Origin of the sequence: Spirosoma utsteinense, from assembly GCF_014282275.1 — a bacterium.
Classification (GTDB): Bacteria; Bacteroidota; Bacteroidia; order Cytophagales; family Spirosomataceae; genus Spirosoma; species Spirosoma utsteinense.
Window position 1 is genome coordinate 157,833 of the sequence record NZ_VFIA01000006.1, and the last position, 17,706, is coordinate 175,538.

The following is a 17,706-nucleotide window of genomic DNA, read 5'->3' on the forward strand; positions in this document are numbered from 1 at the left end:
AAAACTGACACCACTACTACCCCCACGTGTTACTTACCCTTTCTTATTTCGGCCCCATTCGAATAGCACCATCCAGTCGGATTACTTCGCCATTCAGCATTGGGTTCTCAACGATGGATTTCACCAGTTGGGCGTATTCGGCGGGGCGACCGAGCCGCGATGGGAACGGCACCTGCTGGCCCAGCGACAGCCGGGCGTCATCGGGAAGGCTCATCATCATGGGTGTCTCAAACAGACCCGGGGCGATACTCATCACGCGAATACCCGACCGGGCCAGGTCGCGGGCGATAGGCAGGGTCATTCCCACAATACCACCTTTCGACGCCGAATAAGCGGCCTGACCCATCTGGCCATCGTAGGCGGCTACAGAGGCTGTGTTGATGATAACGCCCCGTTCACCTTCGAACGGAGCTGCTCCGGACGGGTTCGCTTCCATAGCCAGAGCCGCCAGTCGAATCACGTTGAACGTCCCGATGAGGTTGACCGCAATCACTTTCTGAAACACCGCCAGTGAGTGAGCGCCGTATACGCCATCAACTTTGCCGAGGGTTTTGCGCGCTTCAACGACACCGGCGCAGTTGACGGCTATGCTGAGGTTACCGAACGTCTCAATCGCCAGGTTGATCGCTGACTGTACATCGGCTTCATTGGTGACATCGGTTTTCTGGAACCGGACGGTCCCGCCCAGTTCCTGTACCAGTGCCTGGCCCCGTTCCTCGTTCAAATCAAGGATGATAACATTGGCGCCATTTGCGGCCAGCATCCGGACGGTTGCTTCGCCCAGACCCGAAGCTCCTCCGGTAACGATGGCCGTTGCTTGTTGTAAATTCATAAAGCTGATAAAATTGATTAAAAAATAGGTACGAACAGCACCGCATCGGCTACGACAAGGCCATTGGCACCCTCACTGCTTAGTTCAAGGTATGGCGTTGAACCAGCTGTTAACTGATGCTCGCCCAGGCTGATCCAGTCGTTGGCGTGAAGCTGCTGATCGAGGGTCAGCCGTTTCAGCCCTTTGCCGGTGTTGAGTCGTACTAAAACCCGGCTGGCTTTCTGGGCCTGCCGTTCATACTGATCCGGATTGCCACCACCGCCCGTCGGGAGAGGGTTATAGATGTACACCCGGTATCGGCCGGGCCGGTTTTGCGGGAGAACAAACCGAATGGTCTTTGTCCCGTGGCTGCTATCGGCAAGCAGCATCGATAGACCGTATTTGCCGCCCGTCGTTTCCCGGAGCCAGTCACCTGTTCGTTCTACCCGTGTTGTGTCGTCGTTGTCGATGAGGATTTCAGGTAATGAGCCGTTCATGAGCGGGTTCAGAGCAAGCCGGGTCTGGAGTGTTTTGATGCTGATATCCTGTACCGCTTTTTTCTCGTCGATAGCCTGACACGCTGCAACCGCTGCCGACTGGCCCAGCACCATAAACACCGGCTCCATCCGAATCGACCCGTAGGCGATGTGGCTGGCCGATAAGCAAACCGGTACAAGCAGATTTCGGATCGATTCCCGTTTGGGTACCATCGCCCGATAGCTGACTGGGTAGGGTGGAAAGCCGCCAACCTGCACATCGCCCTCATTGCGTACCATCGGGGCTCCGTCACTACCGACGACAACCAACCGCTGGCAGTTATGCGAATCCATGGTATAAGCCGCCATACCCACTCCATCAGTAACAACGGCTTTGCCCTCGCAATTGGCCTGTGTCATCACATACTCACCCACCATGCGCCGGGCTTCGCGGATGTAGAGCTGGTGCGAAAAGTTGTCGTTTTCGACGTATTCATCCCTGGGATACCCCCATTGCAGCATTTCGTCGCGCAGGTGTTTGGGCATGCGCGGGTCGTGGCTAATGAAATAGAACAGCCCTTTGGTGTATTGTTCGTGGTCACGGATGATGGCCGCCCGGCGGTCGTAGTCTGCCTCGGCATAGTCGACATTGGCCCCGATCATATCGGTCGAGAAACCTCCGCAGTTGTTGATGTCGGTTTTGCGGTTGGGCATCGACACGAAGTGCATCAGGTTCCAGGTCAATTCCTTCGGTGCCTGCTTCGCAATCTGCCGCAGCAGCAATTCGTATTTCGTGGAGTCATACCCCGCCGGGCGGGTAATGGCCCTGCGGTTGGCGGGGTCGTTGGTCAGGCACATGCGGTAGTTATACGCCTGAATGGACCGGTCGCCGGAGCCGTTAGGGGCCAGCTTAGCGGTGCTGATGCCGTAGAGAAGACCACTCTCGGGTTTGCCGGGCACTACATACGGGTCAACGCCGTCGGGAAACTGGTGCTTGTCGAGCCGTTGAACACCATTCCAGGTTTCGCCATACTGACTGTTGGCTTCCCGCCCAATGGTATATGCCACGCCTGCCTTTGCCATCAGGTCACCCTCGTAGGTGCAGTCGATGAACTGCTTCGCCCGAATAATTTTGGTAAGTGTATACCCCGGCGGATAAACGTGCCATTCTCCTCCCTGTTGGTCTTTGGGAATAGCGAGTTTGAGGGTGATCGACTGGATCGTGTTGTTGACTACCTGAGCCGCTGTAATCTGGTAGTTGAAAAACGAGGTCACTTCGGCCTCCCGGAGGTACTGTTTGAAGAGGTTTTCGGCAACGTGTGGCTCAAAGGTCCACTGCTCAAGTTTGCCATAGTGTTTGCCAATACGCCGGTAAAAATCCCGCGCCAGCCCCGTAATGGCGAATTTATTGCCGATATCGGTAGCGCCAAGCCCACCCGCCGACAGCCCGCCAATGTGGTCGCCCGGTTCAATGAGGATAACGGATTTACCTGCTTTTTTCGCTGTATAAGCTGCTATCACACCGGCCGACGTACCGCCGTATACACAAACGTCGACGGTAGTAAGTTGTTGAGCGCGCAACAGGCCGGGGAAAAGCAATAGAAGGAAGCCAAGTCGTTTCATAGACGAGTAGTGCAGTGCCGCCCCGGGTCGGCTGTGAAACGGTTATTAATGCTGCCCCTCCGGGCGATATTACAAAATGTTCATCAGTTCGTTCCAGTGCCGGATATCATACGTCGGCTTATCATTGACAACGATTCCGCCGGTATTGTAAAAAACGGTGTCCATGCCAACGCCTTTAGCGCCCAGAATGTCGGCACCGTAGCTGTCGCCGATCATCAGGCTCTCCGATACGTCGGCCCCACTGATTTCCATGGCGTATTGGAAAATGACAGGATCTGGTTTTTTGGCATCTATAAGGCCATTGGTGACCACATGCGTAAAATAGTGAGCAATCTCGGCGCTATCCATTTTTACGGCCTGAATTTCGGCAAACCCGTTCGTGATGATATGCATCGTGTAGCGCCCCTTCAGGTAATCCAGCACTTCCCGGGCCGACTCCAGCAGGTGCGGTTTTCGGGGTAATATGTTCAGGTACTCCGCATTGAGGTCGGCCTGAATAGTCGATTCATCGACGCCCAGCGACCGGAATACCATTGGGAAGCGATTTTCCCGAATGTAATTGTGGGTGATGATATTTTGGTCGTAGTCAGCCCATAACTGCCGGTTGATAGCGATAAAATGGGTGCTGAACTCAGCTGCTGACGCAATGCCTGCATCGGCCAGCCGGAATGTCTCGAAAAGTTCGGCGATCGACTCCGCCGAGTTCCGGTCAAAATCCCAGAGCGTATGGTCGAGGTCGAAGAAAAGATGGCGGTATTTCATGTATAGTTGGGTTGTACGGTTATATGGTTATAGCGCAGGGCAGGCCATGAAACGCTATAACCACATAACGCATACGATCATCAAAAGTCCAGCTTGAGCCGATCGACGGGCTGGTCGTTGACCAGATGACTGTCCACAATTTCGGCTACGTCGGACAGTTGCACATTACCGTAGTAGGTACCTTCAGGATAAACGACCAGGGTTGGGCCGAAAGCGCAGGCATCGAGACAACTGGTGCGCTGCGCCCGCATTTCTTTCAACAGGCCCCGCTCAGCCAGGGCAGCCTTGAACGCATCGACTAAGGCCAGACCGTGTTCGGTACCGCAGCTCTTCTTGGGGGCATCTTTCTGATTGGTACAGATAAAGACGTGTTTTTTGAATTTCATCAGGTTCGTTTGGGATTCGTAAACGCTGGACAAAGTTAAACCGAAGCGCGCAGGTTTTGCCAGTGGTTGAGGTATAACCAAACGCTCTTTATTTCTTCGCAACGACCATGGCCCGGCCCGGCAACGTCCGGTAGCTGACAACTTTGTGCGCTTTAAGCCCCGCCAGTCGCTGCCAGTCCTGAATTTCGGTGATGGAGTAGTTACCGGCTGTGCTGCTCAATCCATAAAATAAATCAGTGCTGCTGCCCACCAGTTCTGGCTTCTGGCCCACCTCCGGTTTGATAAACTCATTGACGATGAAGACACCCCCCGGCCGCAGTGCCCGCCCTATCTTGTTAGCTACCAGTTGATTTTGCTCGGGCGTGAAATGGTGGGCCAGGCTCGACAGCAGGATAATATCATACTGGCCTTCGCCGAAGTCGTCGGTAAGGGCATTACCCGGCCGGTGGCAAACCCGGTCACCCATACCCTGACGGGCCAGCAGGGGAGCGGCCTGTTCAATAGCTGCGGGCAGATCGAGAATGACCGATGTCAGGGCCGGTAATTTTTTGCAGAGCGCTACCGAGTGCTGTCCATGTGAACCACCAATGTCGAGCATGTGCTGAGCCGACCTGGGAACGGGAGCCCGACGGCCGAATTCCCGCGCTTCGGTATTGGTAGCGGCTACCATACCTTCCTGATAATAGCGCCATTGTTCGGCCGTAAGCGAGTCGTGGTACTGAATTCCCTTCCCTGTTTCCAGATACTCACCCAGGTGACTCATCCAGTCCCACATAACACGGTTGTTGAAGACCATCATCCCGTGTACCGATTGCGGATCGTCTTTAAGGGCAAACCGCCGGGCCATGGGTGTCAGTTTAAAGCGGTCCTGCTGGTAGGTGAAGTAGCCCATCGCTGTTAGCAGACCCATCAACTCGCCTAATGCCTTTCGGTTCAGCTTAAGCGTGCTCACTAATTCGTCGAGCGTCTGCGGACCATCTTTTGCGGCATCGAAAACCCCTTTGTCAGCCGCTTCCAAAACGGCTTTGGCCAATACTGGCATTATTTGGGCATGGAGCAGTGGAATGGGAGCAAGGTTGGCACGAAGGGCAATCCATTCGAGCGGGTTTTCGGGAGAAATGGTGAGTTGCATGGAAAGTGGTTGCGTCTGTTCATACAACGCACAAAAAGCAATTCTGTCCGCAGGATTTTAACTTATTTTGAGGTGTTTGTTGAGTAAACGGTGGTTTAGTCAAATTTGTATGTATGTGTTTATGAGGATGATAAACCAAAATAACTCTGGCTAGTTACTATGTATCTGCCTGTTTCGTTATGAAATATCACTCCACCCCACTACAATGAACCGCCCCCAACTTTCGTCTACAACTTCACCTCCGAACGACATTGTACCAATCGACCCAGCTCATTTTTCCAGACTATATGATCAATACGCTACGCTGTTACTGGGTATTATCAACGCTATGGTGAGCGATAAAGCTGAAGCCATCCGATTGCTGGAAGTTACGTTTACGAAAATACGTTCCCAGGTAAGCCCATCCCGCCCTGCTGGTCAACCTGTGTTTGTTTGGTTGCTGTCGGTGGCGCGTGCTGCTGCGCTGGAAGCCAGAGAAACAGCCAGAATAGCAGAGCCCGCTGGTCTACAGCTTACCAGTACCAGTCAGGTAATCACTGGCCGAACCAGCATCGCAGCAGCAACCGGGCGTGACATTGAGTCGGTTTCGTTTTCGGGAAAAAACCTGATCGATGCCGTACTTTTCAACAATTGTACGCCAGAGGAAGCGGTTGCCAAACTGGGCCTGCCGTCACAAACGGCCCGGCAGCAGTTGCGGCTGGCTATGCAGCAACTGCGAACTACCCAGGCACCCCGGTAGTTTCAAGTGTTTGGACTGGCTGGCTGAACAACCTCGTGCAGGTTACCCCACGCCTGATTCAGAGCTTGGCGAATGCGTTGCCAATCGGTATCAGTAGCGCCGTTTGGCAGTTGTCCTGCCTCGTCGCATAATTTCATCGCATTGGCCCGTAAATGGGCATAGGTAGTGAATCTGGCGACCGGTTGATTATATAGAGCTGCCGATGTTTTCGCCAGTACATTGGCCAGATCAGCATAGGAATACCGATCACGCTGCCGATGAACAATCCACCAGTCGAGTTCCAGAGAGGAAACGCGCTGGATGTCGAACTGAACACTGCTGAGCGCCTGGATCGATCGATAATAGTCAACCAGAATGGGCAGGGCCTGCTGGTAGTCGGCATCAGAGTGGCCTTTTTTGAAGGTAAATGCGGCCCTTGTAGCCTGAAATGCCAGCCCAAACGATCGCCAGAAAGGTGCGTGAAACTGCTGTCGCAACCCCCCGGCCAACTGCCAGAGCAGCAGAACCGGATTTTTGTCATAGTAAGACCGCCACATGGCTGTTTCCAGCCGGGCTACTTCGGCCGGGTCAAACTGGCGGATGTCGTGTTTTCTGGGAACAAACAGGTCGGTCAGCAACCACAGCACAAGAACGAGCAACGCCCCGCGCCAGAACCAGTAAAATGGTTTTCCTGAGCGCGGGGCGTTGCTACTTGATTCATTCATCAGGCCTAAGTCGATGCTGGGTCTACGTGCGTTTGCTCCTGGTAGCCACTGCTTTTTTACTAATCTGGGCAGCGGGGTCGCCTTCGGTCATGGTGACCGGGTCCCAGTGAATTACCTTCTTTTCGAAATAGCTTTTGTTGGAGGCCAGTACCGGGGCGGCTGCACGGAAGCCGAAGACGGGGTCTTCGACGGTACCCTGACTGCCTTCGCGAACATTCTTGAAAAAATCGGCGAAGTGCTGTGCGTGTGGATCGTCAGTTTTTGGCGCGTCGAAGCGAATTTCTTTAACAGGCTCAGCGGTGCGGGTTTCGGGCGGGTACTTGGCGTCGTACTGCCGGACAAACTCCTGCTGAACAGGCTCTGTAAACGTAAAGAAACTGTCATAGTTACCGTAGCCGGGTGCGATGGGAAGTTTCTTTTTGGTTAGGATGAGGTTATCTTCCGAAAACTCGATCTGGCCCTCATTCCCGATGATGCGCGTTACATTGCTGATCTTGCCCGCATTGGCAAAATTTACGCGGAGCACCATCTGAAAAGCATCATGCTGCTCCGTTTTCGGGTAATCCATGATACTTGTCATTACATCGGGTACATCCCGACCTTCTTTCCAGTAAGCCAGGTTGCCCGATGAGTAGACGCGGGTTGGACCGAGTGTATTAGTCACAAAATGGACACCTGTAATGAGGTGGATAAATAGGTCGCCAGCCACACCGGTGCCGTAGTCTTTATAATTGCGCCACCGGAAAAACCGGTTCGCGTCGAAGGGCCGTTTGGGAGCATCGCCCAGGAACCGGTCCCAGTCGAGCGTTGCTGGTGAGGCATCGGGTGGGACCGAGTAGTTCCAGGCACCAATGGCGTTGAAACGGTCGTTGTTGGATTCGATGTAGTTGATCGCACCAATTTCGCCCGCCTGAACCAGCCGCTTTGCTTCCTGAAAAGACGCACTACTAATCCGTTGGCTACCCACCTGCATGGTTTTGCCCGATTTTTTCCAGGCGTCGATCACGGCTTTGCCTTCGTTGATATGCTGCACCATCGGCTTCTCGCAATAAACGTGCTTTCCTGCTTTCAGCGCTGCAATCGTGATGTGATCGTGCCAGTGATCCGGGGTTACCACAAGGACGGCATCGACATCAGGCCGGGCCAGCACTTCACGGTAGTCACGGGTAGCGAACAGGGATTTATCTTTTCCGAAAGCAGTTTTGGCATGTTCGAGCCGGCCATTATACAGATCGGCTACGGCAACCAGTTCTACATCGGGATTGCGCAGGGCTGCTATCGTATCGTAGTTCCCCTGAATGCCCATACCTATAGTAGCAATACGAATCTTGTCGTTTGGGCTGATGCGCTTCAGGTTTGGGATATAATTAAAACCAAGCGGGCTGGCGAGGCTCTTTGTCGCCACCAACGCTGAAGCAGCAGACAAGGTTTGAAGAAAGATACGTCGATTGGCTTTCATGCAGAAATAGGTTAACGTAAGAACGTTAAAGCAATTTCATGATAAAAGTTACCTGAACCAACCGACGTACTTCCTTTATTTACTTTCTGTAGAGTTGCATGGCTACCCACTGCCTGTCGATGGGTGCTTTGTGTGTTATATTCCAGACATACATAGCCTGGTCCAGGGCTATATTCAGGCTATGCTTTGTTTGCCGGCGGGCAATATTGATTCGTTGGTCCAGGGTCTCTTCATAAATTAACTCCTGCCGATCTGTATAAAACCGCACGGTACACTGTCGGCTTTTGGGCGTCCATTCAACAACCCAGAATCCTTCACGGGGTGCAATGGGCAATTTTGGAGTTTGCGCCTTCGTCGACAACGAAGCCGAAATGAGGATGAAGGTCAGCCAGAGTAGGCGGAGGTGTGATCCGGTATTCATACGATAAACGGTTTAGTATATAGCTTTGTCGTAAACCAGGCCAAGTCAACAAACACATCTCGGCTACCGTTTACTAAACCGACACCTTTCCTGGAGGTCGTTGTGTATACACCTCGGTATATGTGGCAGGAAACCGTTTCTCAATCAGTACGGGATTTCCTGCCTGCCACTTCGGCTACCCAGTGCAGACCTTTCGGACACGGCGCTAATCCTGGCGAAGCGGCTAGTAATCCGTCAGCTGAAGTTGATTGAAGCTGGTTAACTAGCGGTGATCGAGACGGCTTGTTGTCAGCAGCAACGAAACAACACCAAGTTGTTGACTACGTATAGATTTGCCCGGTTGAGGTGAAATAAAAAAAGGCTATGTTCTGCGACACAGGTTATTTGTGTGATATTAACGAACGCTATTCTACTCTGGTGAGGGTATATTAACGAGTTATGGGTCAACTGCTGATTTTAATTCACCGGCGCATCAATTAAGAAAAAGGAGAGTAATAGCTTATTTGGTTAGCTAAACGGGCACTTTTAGCCAATAACCCCATGTACTTTACCTACATTTGCCTAACCACTTGGGCGAACCCTTTTTAGCATGGGGTCGTTACTTCGGAACATCTAAAACTCAATGCGCTTCGGCGCCCCCCTCATGAGTGACGCCATCAAACATGAGTGCGGAATTGCCCTTATTCGGCTCCGCAAACCGTACCAATACTACATCGACAAGTACGGAACGGCCCTCTACGGGGCTAACAAACTTTACCTGTTAATGGAAAAACAGGTGAACCGTGGTCAGGATGGGGCTGGTATTGCCAACATCAAACTCGATGTAACTCCCGGCCATCGATACATCAGCCGCTACCGGTCTGTCGATCAGCGACCCGTAACGGACATCTTCGAGAAAGTCAACAAGAAGTTCAGGAAAGCCCTGAAAGGCAATAGGGACAAGGCAAAAGATGCCCAATGGCTTCAGGAAAATGTTGCTTTCACGGGTGAAGTCTGGATGGGACACCTACGGTATGGTACCCACGGGGCCAACGAGATCGAGAACTGCCATCCTATGCTTCGGCAGAGTAACTGGCGCAGCCGGAACCTCGTAATGGCGGGTAACTTCAACATGACCAACGTCGATAGCCTTTTCGATAAGCTCGTCTCACTTGGACAGCACCCGAAAGACAAGGTCGACACGGTTACGGTCATGGAAAAGATCGGCCACTTCCTGGATGAAGAAAATCAGCGGGTATTCGATCGGTTCAAGGGTATTTATGAAAACCCGGATCTGTCGGATATCATTGAAGAGAATCTGGATATACAGCGCGTGCTACACCGGTCCTGCCGCGATTTCGACGGTGGCTATGCTATGGTCGGTATGACGGGTTATGGTGGCGCTTTCGTTGCCCGTGACCCGGCTGGTATCCGCCCCGCTTATTATTACGCAGACGATGAAGTCGTAGTCGTTGCATCGGAAAAACCAGCGATCAAGACTGCGTTTAACGTTGAATACAGCGAGATAAAGGAAGTACAGCCTGGCCACGCGCTTATTATTGACAAGCATGGTGAGTATGCCGAGCAGCAGTTTGTAAAACCGATCGAGAAAAAGTCATGCAGCTTCGAGCGGATTTATTTCTCCCGCGCTACCGACCCTGACATTTACAACGAACGCAAAACGCTGGGTAAACTGCTGGTACCCCAGATTTTGAAAGAGATCGACTATGATCTCGAAAATACGGTCTTCTCATACATACCTAATACGGCTGAAACCGCTTTCTTCGGTATGGTCGAGGGGTTGGAAGAGCACCTCTATAAACAGCGTAAGAAAGCCATCATGGACGGTATCCTGTTTGAGCAGGAGCTCGACCGGGTGCTGTCGTTCCGGCCACGCATCGAGAAATTAGTGTCTAAAGATGTTAAGCTGCGCACGTTCATTACGGATGATTCCCAGCGTGACGATATGGTGGCGCATGTCTATGACACAACGTTTGAAGTAATCAAAAAGGGTAAGGATAATGTCGTCGTTGTCGATGACTCTATCGTTCGCGGGACAACGCTGGAAAAGAGTATTCTGCGTATGCTGGACCGACTTGGACCCAAGAAGATCATCATTGTATCGTCGGCACCACAGATACGGTTTCCCGATTGCTACGGCATCGACATGTCGAAGTTCAAGGAGTTCGTTGGTTTCCGGGCAGCCATGGAGCTACTCCGCGAACGTGGACAGGACAATATCGTGGATGAGGTATACGCACAGTGCGTAGCCGCTATCGAGTCGGGCAATGCGACCGAACAGAACTACGTCAAAGCCCTGTTCGAGCCGTTTACGCATGAAGAACTTTCGCGTAAGGTGGCACAAATTGTGACGCCCCCCGACTTGAAAGCCGAAGTAGCGGTTGTTTACCAGACTGTAGAGAATCTGCACAAGGCGTGTCCTAACCATTCCGGCGACTGGTACTTTACGGGTAATTACCCCACACCCGGTGGCAATAACGTCGTCAACAAAGCCTTTGTCAACTTCATGGAAGGCAAGCTGGTGAGGGCTTACTAAAGATCGATAGTGAACTTATAAACAGAGCTGATGCAGAACTATGCATCAGCTCTGTTTTATTTTTTCCAGGCCAGGGCATTCACGTTGCTACCGATTTTTTTACCTTCAGCCAGACCCGTGGCATTGTCCTGCCGGGTATGAATACTGCCAAATAAACGGGAGTCGGCAGACTCCTGTGCTGCTTCCACAAACGATTTGAACGATCTTGCTTTAAACTCAACGTTTCGTTGGGTGTCTTTTACGCGCGAAACATGGGAATCGTCAGTGAAGGAGAAGTTATCGCCATACAGGGCCGTCATGACCGCAGCTGCTGCCGATGACTGCGTAGCATGACCCGACGGAAATCCGGGAAACGGCGGAGCAGGCCAGAAGGCCTGCCAGATTGGGTCGATGGCCAGTCGGATGTAGGTGTATGGCCGTAAATTGTTGAACTTGAATTTGCAGCGCCAGCAATGCACAAACGCGTCGGAAACCGATAAGCCTGTTCGGGCAAACGTTTCGGCGGCTTTAGCCAAGTCAGCTTTTGCTGTCACGACGGCAATCCGGGCAATATTATACGAGTGGCCCGGTGGGGTGAAGGTTAGCCCCGGATCATCGGCCCACCAGACAGCGATCTCTTTCTCTGTTTTTGTCAGTACTTTAGACTTGGCGTACATATCGAAGTACTCTTTAAAGAACGGCGAGTTAACCTGTGTCGAGTAAGGGAGAGGCATGGGTGCCACTAGCTCACTGTTGGCTTTCAGAAACGTGCGGTTCTGTCCCCAGTAAGGCTGCATTGGTATTTTCTGGCCGTTTTCTGTCATTTGCCACATGCCTGCACCGGTTGGCAAAGCGTAGCTGGCGGGGAAATTACGCGTGTACCCTTCATGGCCTCCGTCCGATTTTGAATACTCAAAAATAGCCTCGGCCAGTTTTTTGCCGAAGGAAACAGACCGCTGGTTGATGGTTATATCCGTGTCTTCGAATTGCGCCTTCAGGGCGTTTTCCAGGGAGTCGATTGTTACTTTATTAGCGTCTGACGTTTTGGGGTACAAACTCCGGAGTATGGCAGCCTGAGCTGCGTTGGCGCTCAGCGCCCAGTTATAGGCCTGGCCCGACTCAGGTTGGGGTAGCGAGGTTAATGCCTGAAGCTGGCCGACCAGCGTTTTGCCCGTTGCACTTCCCGGCACGATCGATTCATACATCGTCAACCCGGCATATCCGTAAGCCCGTGAAGCAACCGGTGGTGTAAAACCCGCTGTAGATTTCGTTAACTTCAACTGAAGGCTAACCCACTTAACCGCTACATCATTGCCGTACTGTTCGGCGGGTTTGCTGAGTGGCAGGACGGATTCGACAACATCATCTGGTTGAACACGGTGGGCTTCCAGAAGGATCACCAGCAGTACCAGCAGTAGGGGGTGGCCATACCGGGCGAGGCAGGCCCAGCGTGACTGGCTCTTAGTTGTAATAAGTAAAGTATGAAGCATAGTGTATCATGGTGATAAATGGTATCTGATAGTAGAGCTGGGTTACTGACCTTTAGCAAATAATTTGCCAGAGGTCACAACCAGCAGCGTTACATACCATCGATAGGACTGGCCGACAACTAAACTTTCGGCGTAAATTTGACAGGCTGTACCATTTTGTTTGCGAATACCCATGCGAATACCTGAAGAAACTGTCGATCGAATCCGTCAGGCTGCCGATATACTAGAGGTAGTTGGCGACTTTATCTCGCTCAAAAAGCGTGGCAGCAACTATACCGCCTGCTGCCCGTTTCATAATGAAAAGTCCCCTTCGTTCAATGTAAATCCCACACGTCAAATCTATAAGTGCTTTGGCTGTGGGAAGGCGGGCGATGCAGTCAAGTTCGTTATGGACATTGAAAATGTCGGTTACGGCGAAGCCTTGCGGTATTTGGCTAAAAAATACAGTATTGAAATTGAGGAGCAGGAGCAGACGCCAGAAGACCTGTTGCGCCAGAATGAGCGTGAAAGTCTGCTTATTGTACTGAATTTTGCCAAAACATTCTTTCGGGAAACGCTGCAGACTACCGATGAAGGTAAAAGTATTGGGCTGAGCTATTTCCGGGAGCGTGGCTTCACAAATCCCACCATCGACGCGTTTGAGCTGGGTTACACCCTCGATAAGTGGGATTCACTGCTACAAGAGGGCCTCCGCCGGGGTTACAGCCGCGATTTGCTCGAAAAGGCTGGGTTGGTTCTCAATAAGGAAAATGCCACTGGGGGCGATAATAAAGTGTTTGACCGTTTTCGGGGGCGGGTTATGTTCCCAATCCATAACGTATCCGGTCGGGTGATTGCCTTCGGTGCCCGGATACTAAAGGTTGATAAAACCCAACCCAAATACCTGAACTCGCCAGAAACAGTTGTTTATCACAAAAGTCAGGTACTGTACGGAATATTTCAGGCTAAGCAGGCTATTCGGCTGGAAGATGTTTGCTATCTGACGGAAGGATATACGGATGTTATCTCGTTGCATCAGGCTGGCATCAAAAATGTGGTTGCCTCGTCGGGCACATCCTTGACAACTGAGCAGATTCGGCTCATTGCCCGTTTCACTCCCAACGTTACTATTCTCTACGATGGCGACGCAGCTGGTATCAAGGCTGCTCTTCGTGGGTTGGATATGGTGCTGGAAGAAGGCCTGAATCTGCGGCTCCTGCTCCTGCCAGATGGTGAAGACCCCGACAGTTACGTGCATAAAGTAGGAGCAGACGCCTTCAAAGAGTACGTTCGGAACCAGGCGAAAGACTTTATTGACTTTAAGGCAGCCCGGTGGTTAACCGAAGCAGGTGACGACCCCCTGAAACGGGCAGAAGGCATTTCGGATGTATGTGCCAGTATTACCAAGATACCCGATCCTTTAAAGCGGCAAACGTTGTCGCAACGTGTAGCCCAGGTATTCCACGTCAGTGAACAGACCGTAATTTCGGAGATCAACCGACTGCTTCGGAAGCAACAGGATCAGCACAAAAAAGAGTCTGACCGTCAAAAGGATCGTCAGGAACGGCAACAACCGAGTGGGGGGGGGGCGTCCGCAGGGGGTCCTTCTATAGAAGATATAAACGCCCTGCTGGCTGGTGCCGGTATCGACAATATAGACTCGGCTGGCTTTGGCGGACACCCTGGCACGCTGCCTGCACCGGGCACCCGTCAACCAACGATTCGAACTCCTATATCGTATCAGGAAGAGGAATGCGTTCGACTGCTGATCAACTATGGCGCACGTGAGCTGGAGCCGGGCATTACGCTATGTCATTACATATTGAATGAGCTTCACGAGATCGACTTTCAAACGTCGCCCTTCGATTTGATCTTGACTTTATTCCGGGAAGCTTACAGTCGGGGTGAAATTCTTACTGCTGGTGATTTTCTAAACCGTAGAGTAGGCAGTGACTCGCCCAACCGGTCGGAAGAGGCTGAGATGCAACACCAGGCTATTCATCTGACTACGCCCCGCTACGAGATCAGTGATGGCTGGTTAAAGCACGAAATCCATGTGCCATCTGAAGAAGAGATAGGTATACTGGCAGATGCCGCGTTTCGTAATATTCTTCGCATTAAAAAGATGCTGGCTGAACAGCGCATGTCGCTTCTCCAGCAGAAGATTCGGGACTCCAGCACTAAAACGCCTGATGAAGCTGACCAGTTAATGACTGAGTTCATGCACGCTAAGAGCCTCGACATGGAAATATCGCGGCTCCTGGGTACGGTGATTTCAGGGTAGACAGTAAAGCTAATAACCAGCAATAGCTCGCCCATCATACTTGATCAAGTATGATGGGCGAGCTATTGCTGGTTATTAGCTTTGATAAACGTGCCTTGATTTCTGGGGATATTCAACTTTTACTATCCGTAGTAATTTTTTACTACGGATAGTAAGAAAAAAGCCTACTGATTACTCAGTAGGCTTAACCTTTATCATTGGGAGGGGTGAACACTATGCTTGAGCTACCGTAATGACTTGAGTCAGTTCGGTGTCTATTTCCCGGTTCAACTCATCCAGCAGGCACGCATGCGAGCGTAGTTGACCAGGCTTGGATGGTTGCGCTGACCGACCTGATTTCTCGCCGGTCATATCTAGTAATAAGGTCATAAGTACATCACTCATGTGCTGTCGTAACATGATCAGTTTGCGCAAGCGGGTCTTGCTCTGGGCCGGATGACGCCGGGCATTAGCCTGCATCTTGTTGATCACTTCAGTCAGATTGGCATACCGATGATGAAATGCCTCTGTTGCTTTCACCCAATCCAGAATTACACTCTGCACCTCCGCTGGAGACGCTTCGTAAGCAGACGACGATACTTCTTCTTGATGCATCATTAGACAACACTTTAATGTTTTATTTCCGTAGCAACAATCAAATGTAAAGCCCTTAAATACATTGAAACAACCTGTTTTGCGTGAAATCACCATTTCGCCGGATGAAATCACTAAAATCGACAGCTAATAATTGTTGATTTCGTCCGGTGAAATGGTGATTTCACTCCATAGGGTTAGTCTAGGCAAAAGTTAGCTGGCTACCTTCACTTATCTGATACTAACCTATATGATGGACAGACCAGCTAATGGCCAAGAGGCCACCAAGAATTTTGCGCTTCGACGTCGGGACTTTTCAATTCTTGTTGCCCAGTCTGAAGTCTTCAACTGCGAGGTGTTGAGCCAGTTGTTGAAAGACCAGGGTTACAATGTTGTCGGGCGTGCTGTAGAAATGGATGACACGTTGCAGCAGATACGGGTAAAACGCCCCAACTGTGTTATCCTGGAATCAGAGATGTCGGGTCGGCGGGGGTTCGATATTGTACAGGAGATGCAGCAATCAAATCAGCAGACCAAATTTATCTTGTATACCAGTCGCCCTGATTTTCGTATGGTGGCCAAAGCCATGCAAATGGGTTTCTTTGGCTTTTTGTATGCCAGCGATGGCCTTGAGGAATTGTACCGCTGTTTTCAGACCGTAAGTAATGGCGGGTGCTACTACAGCAGTGGATTTATGGGCCTGCTGAAGAACTATGGGGTTGAAATGATAACCGACAGTACGCGCGATGAGCTAAAACGGCTTACGGACCGGGAGCGCGAAGTATTGAAAATGGTTGCCAATGGACATACATCTGATGAAATAGCTGATCGGTTAGGAATAAGCTACCGTACAGCTGTAAACCACAAAGCCCATATTACGAAGAAACTGGAACTGAGTAGCTGTCGACAGCTTCCTAGATATGGTATTGCTGTCAAAAACTATCTGTAGGAGAGGAGTTTGGCTATCAGGCGTCTACAGTCTGGGAAGAATTTTCAGAAGTTTCATTGAGAAACGGCTGTTGGGTTTCCTGAAGCCACTCCCGAAAGACTTGCATGCGAGCACGGGGAACAACAATCTCGTGCCGATCGGGTGTGTTGAGCCGGACTATATACTTCCCATTTTCCCAGTATGCATAATTCAAAACAGCATGCCTGTTAACTATATAATCGCGTTTGACACGGAAGAAGCGATTCGGATCGAGTTCGGTCTCCAGTTCATTAAGCGTTTTGACGACGGCATATCTACCTTTAGCCAATTCAGCATAGTAGGACCTGTCCTCTATAGTAAAGAAATAGACATCACTAACCGGAAAGTCAAGTTCACCGTAGGCATTCTTTCCTTTCAGGTGCGGCAAATAAGGAGAGGCTGTAAGCGTGGGCTTGGATGTGAAAGCGGCTGATAGGGCTAAAGCGGCCTGAGACGCTTCAGCAGCCTGTGCTTCGGCAGCCTCTTGAGCAATTTGACGCTGGTACGAATAATCAGCAATCAGCGAAATATTTATTGCAAGGTAGCCTATCAGCAGAACTGGCATGACATACCTGAGGTATATGCCCCAAGAGAAAGTGTCTATTAAGTAAAAGTTAATGTATTGGGAAAAAGAGTAACTCGGAAATTGCTCGAGCAGGAACCTGACTGTTTCAGTTACAGGATTAAATACGAGAAAGGAAATCAGCAGGGTTGGCAGCAGTTGAATTTCATAGCGGCTAATGCCACGGGGTGTTAATTCAACTGAAGTGATGTTAAATCGTTTATGGTGCAAATTGAGCAATATGGCCAGGATATAAGCAGTAAATAACTCGGGAATGATCACTCCACGAAATAATATACTGAGATAGGGCCAGAATCCTCCAATTGCGCTAAGTTTTCCCAGCTTCATCGAAAACATAGAGGTCCATGAAAGTCCCTCAATGATCAGTACCACGCCCATCAAAAGATAGACGCTATGGAGCGGCTTCTTCAGAAAAATTCGGTCGAGTTGCACTGAATTCATGCTGTTCTTAACAAAAGTTGAGACTAAGATACTGGTAATTATTGACTAAAGTAGCACATAACAAGGAGACTTTTTTGCCATTGATGACCCTTATGGGGCGGTATACCTTTGTATCCATCAAACAGCGCATCGAACCGCGCTTCACTAACGGATCAAATTAACCAATCAATCAAAACGTAAAAAAAGTCGCCATGAAAAAGCAATTCGCCATCAAAGTCGCTCAAGTATCTAAAAACATCACTATCGCTGCTGCTAAAAACGAGTCAGCTAATATGCTGAAATTCCTGAAGCCTGTCGTGTGCTGCGAGGCATGGTCAATCCAGGGCTTGATCAATAAGCCTACATTCTCGCTCTAATAAAC

The 17,706-nt window shown here is 50.8% G+C and carries 16 protein-coding genes; 5 read left to right on the top strand and 11 right to left on the bottom strand.

Going from position 1 to position 17,706, the window contains the following annotated elements; all coding sequences use genetic code 11:
• Nucleotides 1–43: 43 nt before the first annotated feature.
• The 5 genes from FH603_RS06755 to FH603_RS06775 all read right to left on the bottom strand — a co-directional run bounded on the left by FH603_RS06755 (nt 44) and on the right by FH603_RS06775 (nt 5,190).
• Nucleotides 44–832: a 3-hydroxyacyl-CoA dehydrogenase gene (locus FH603_RS06755; protein ID WP_186736702.1), complete on the bottom strand. Its 789-nt coding sequence runs from the start codon at nt 830–832 to the stop codon at nt 44–46.
• 17 nt (nt 833–849) lie between these two features.
• Entirely contained in the window at nt 850–2,910 is a 2,061-nt protein-coding gene (locus FH603_RS06760; protein ID WP_186736703.1) for an FAD-dependent oxidoreductase, read from the bottom strand.
• Nucleotides 2,911–2,979: 69 nt separating this feature from the next.
• Entirely contained in the window at nt 2,980–3,672 is a 693-nt protein-coding gene (locus tag FH603_RS06765) for a YjjG family noncanonical pyrimidine nucleotidase (RefSeq protein WP_186736704.1), read from the bottom strand.
• Nucleotides 3,673–3,752: 80 nt separating this feature from the next.
• On the bottom strand, nt 3,753–4,058 hold the full coding sequence (locus tag FH603_RS06770; RefSeq protein WP_186736705.1) for a (2Fe-2S) ferredoxin domain-containing protein: 306 nt from the start codon (nt 4,056–4,058) through the stop codon (nt 3,753–3,755).
• A gap of 88 nt (nt 4,059–4,146) precedes the next feature.
• Nucleotides 4,147–5,190, bottom strand: coding sequence for a class I SAM-dependent methyltransferase (locus FH603_RS06775; RefSeq protein WP_186736706.1), 1,044 nt, complete (start codon nt 5,188–5,190; stop codon nt 4,147–4,149).
• A 205-nt stretch (nt 5,191–5,395) separates the two neighbouring features.
• Between FH603_RS06775 and FH603_RS06780 the strand changes: the two genes are divergently transcribed.
• The gene (locus tag FH603_RS06780) at nt 5,396–5,929 is read left to right on the top strand and encodes a sigma-70 family RNA polymerase sigma factor (protein ID WP_186736707.1); all 534 of its coding nucleotides are present in this window, start codon (nt 5,396–5,398) and stop codon (nt 5,927–5,929) included.
• Nucleotides 5,930–5,931: 2 nt separating this feature from the next.
• On the opposite strand, the gene FH603_RS06785 is transcribed toward FH603_RS06780, so the two are convergent.
• The 3 genes from FH603_RS06785 to FH603_RS06795 form a co-directional block, all read right to left on the bottom strand.
• A complete protein-coding gene (locus FH603_RS06785; RefSeq protein WP_186736708.1) occupies nt 5,932–6,633 on the bottom strand; it encodes a hypothetical protein in 702 nt (233 codons plus the stop codon).
• A 22-nt stretch (nt 6,634–6,655) separates the two neighbouring features.
• Nucleotides 6,656–8,092 carry a Gfo/Idh/MocA family protein gene (locus FH603_RS06790; RefSeq protein WP_186736709.1) on the bottom strand — a complete coding sequence of 479 codons (1,437 nt, stop codon included), beginning with the start codon at nt 8,090–8,092 and terminating at the stop codon, nt 6,656–6,658.
• A gap of 79 nt (nt 8,093–8,171) precedes the next feature.
• Nucleotides 8,172–8,513: a hypothetical protein gene (locus FH603_RS06795; protein WP_186736710.1), complete on the bottom strand. Its 342-nt coding sequence runs from the start codon at nt 8,511–8,513 to the stop codon at nt 8,172–8,174.
• Nucleotides 8,514–9,156: 643 nt separating this feature from the next.
• On the opposite strand from FH603_RS06795, the gene FH603_RS06800 reads away from it, so the two are divergent.
• Nucleotides 9,157–11,049 (top strand): amidophosphoribosyltransferase, encoded by a 1,893-nt coding sequence (locus FH603_RS06800; RefSeq protein WP_186736777.1) that lies wholly within the window; start codon nt 9,157–9,159, stop codon nt 11,047–11,049.
• 56 nt (nt 11,050–11,105) lie between these two features.
• Here the strand turns inward: FH603_RS06800 and FH603_RS06805 are convergent, their stop codons facing one another.
• Complete coding sequence (locus FH603_RS06805) at nt 11,106–12,518, bottom strand: vanadium-dependent haloperoxidase (protein ID WP_186736711.1); 1,413 nt, start codon at nt 12,516–12,518, stop codon at nt 11,106–11,108.
• A gap of 172 nt (nt 12,519–12,690) precedes the next feature.
• Here FH603_RS06805 and dnaG point away from each other — a divergent pair, with 172 nt between their 5' ends.
• A complete protein-coding gene (dnaG, locus tag FH603_RS06810; RefSeq protein WP_186736712.1) occupies nt 12,691–14,781 on the top strand; it encodes a DNA primase in 2,091 nt (696 codons plus the stop codon).
• Between the two features lie 213 nt (nt 14,782–14,994).
• On the opposite strand, the gene FH603_RS06815 is transcribed toward dnaG, so the two are convergent.
• Nucleotides 14,995–15,378, bottom strand: coding sequence for a hypothetical protein (locus tag FH603_RS06815; RefSeq protein ID WP_186736713.1), 384 nt, complete (start codon nt 15,376–15,378; stop codon nt 14,995–14,997).
• A gap of 226 nt (nt 15,379–15,604) precedes the next feature.
• Between FH603_RS06815 and FH603_RS06820 the strand changes: the two genes are divergently transcribed.
• Nucleotides 15,605–16,303 (top strand): response regulator transcription factor, encoded by a 699-nt coding sequence (locus tag FH603_RS06820; RefSeq protein ID WP_235985279.1) that lies wholly within the window; start codon nt 15,605–15,607, stop codon nt 16,301–16,303.
• A gap of 16 nt (nt 16,304–16,319) precedes the next feature.
• On the opposite strand, the gene FH603_RS06825 is transcribed toward FH603_RS06820, so the two are convergent.
• A complete protein-coding gene (locus tag FH603_RS06825) occupies nt 16,320–17,345 on the bottom strand; it encodes a LytTR family DNA-binding domain-containing protein (RefSeq protein WP_186736714.1) in 1,026 nt (341 codons plus the stop codon).
• 191 nt (nt 17,346–17,536) lie between these two features.
• Here FH603_RS06825 and FH603_RS06830 point away from each other — a divergent pair, with 191 nt between their 5' ends.
• On the top strand, nt 17,537–17,701 hold the full coding sequence (locus tag FH603_RS06830; RefSeq protein ID WP_186736715.1) for a hypothetical protein: 165 nt from the start codon (nt 17,537–17,539) through the stop codon (nt 17,699–17,701).
• Nucleotides 17,702–17,706: the final 5 nt, after the last annotated feature.

Excerpts from the sequence above, each read along its gene's own strand:
- FH603_RS06755 (WP_186736702.1), bottom strand. The coding sequence starts at position 832 with ATGAATTTACAACAAGCAACGGCCATCGTTACCGGAGGAGCTTCGGGT.
- FH603_RS06760 (WP_186736703.1), bottom strand. The coding sequence starts at position 2,910 with ATGAAACGACTTGGCTTCCTTCTATTGCTTTTCCCCGGCCTGTTGCGC.
- FH603_RS06765 (WP_186736704.1), bottom strand. The coding sequence starts at position 3,672 with ATGAAATACCGCCATCTTTTCTTCGACCTCGACCATACGCTCTGGGAT.
- FH603_RS06770 (WP_186736705.1), bottom strand. The coding sequence starts at position 4,058 with ATGAAATTCAAAAAACACGTCTTTATCTGTACCAATCAGAAAGATGCC.
- FH603_RS06775 (WP_186736706.1), bottom strand. The coding sequence starts at position 5,190 with ATGCAACTCACCATTTCTCCCGAAAACCCGCTCGAATGGATTGCCCTT.
- FH603_RS06780 (WP_186736707.1), top strand. The coding sequence starts at position 5,396 with ATGAACCGCCCCCAACTTTCGTCTACAACTTCACCTCCGAACGACATT.
- FH603_RS06785 (WP_186736708.1), bottom strand. The coding sequence starts at position 6,633 with ATGAATGAATCAAGTAGCAACGCCCCGCGCTCAGGAAAACCATTTTAC.
- FH603_RS06790 (WP_186736709.1), bottom strand. The coding sequence starts at position 8,092 with ATGAAAGCCAATCGACGTATCTTTCTTCAAACCTTGTCTGCTGCTTCA.
- FH603_RS06795 (WP_186736710.1), bottom strand. The coding sequence starts at position 8,513 with ATGAATACCGGATCACACCTCCGCCTACTCTGGCTGACCTTCATCCTC.
- FH603_RS06800 (WP_186736777.1), top strand. The coding sequence starts at position 9,157 with ATGAGTGACGCCATCAAACATGAGTGCGGAATTGCCCTTATTCGGCTC.
- FH603_RS06805 (WP_186736711.1), bottom strand. The coding sequence starts at position 12,518 with ATGCTTCATACTTTACTTATTACAACTAAGAGCCAGTCACGCTGGGCC.
- dnaG (WP_186736712.1), top strand. The coding sequence starts at position 12,691 with ATGCGAATACCTGAAGAAACTGTCGATCGAATCCGTCAGGCTGCCGAT.
- FH603_RS06815 (WP_186736713.1), bottom strand. The coding sequence starts at position 15,378 with ATGATGCATCAAGAAGAAGTATCGTCGTCTGCTTACGAAGCGTCTCCA.
- FH603_RS06820 (WP_235985279.1), top strand. The coding sequence starts at position 15,605 with ATGATGGACAGACCAGCTAATGGCCAAGAGGCCACCAAGAATTTTGCG.
- FH603_RS06825 (WP_186736714.1), bottom strand. The coding sequence starts at position 17,345 with ATGAATTCAGTGCAACTCGACCGAATTTTTCTGAAGAAGCCGCTCCAT.
- FH603_RS06830 (WP_186736715.1), top strand. The coding sequence starts at position 17,537 with ATGAAAAAGCAATTCGCCATCAAAGTCGCTCAAGTATCTAAAAACATC.